This is a genomic window from Mycolicibacterium arseniciresistens (assembly GCF_030519285.1).
Classification (GTDB): domain Bacteria; phylum Actinomycetota; class Actinomycetes; order Mycobacteriales; family Mycobacteriaceae; genus Mycobacterium; species Mycobacterium arseniciresistens.
In genome coordinates this window covers 1-323 of sequence record NZ_JAUMSQ010000268.1, presented here as the reverse complement: position 1 = coordinate 323, position 323 = coordinate 1, and the positions used below count along the sequence as shown (strand labels likewise).

The 323-nt window shown below is 77.1% G+C and carries 1 protein-coding gene; it reads right to left on the bottom strand.

The window, feature by feature from the left end:
* Positions 1–323 (bottom strand): HAD-IC family P-type ATPase (locus Q2100_RS24875; protein WP_302916206.1); only part of this gene is annotated, 323 nt, incomplete at both ends.

The window sequence follows — 323 nt, the reverse complement described above, 5'->3', positions numbered from 1 at the left end:
TGCGTCGTTGATCCCGTCGCCGACCAGCAGCACGCGCCGGCCGCCGGCCTGCAGCGCGCGTACCGCGTCGACCTTGTCGGCGGGCAGCAGCCCGGCGCGGACGTCGGCGATGCCTGCCGCGTCGGCGAGGTGCTCCGCGGCGGCGCGGTGGTCACCGGTCAGCACGACGGGATCGCCGTCGGTCAGGTCCCGGATCGACGCGACCGCACGCGCGGCGTCGGGGCGCATCCGGTCGGTGAGGCCGAGCACGCCGACCGCCCGGTCGTCGACGGTGAGCACCACGACGGTCGCGCCGGTGCGTTCGAGGGCGACCACGCGCGCGA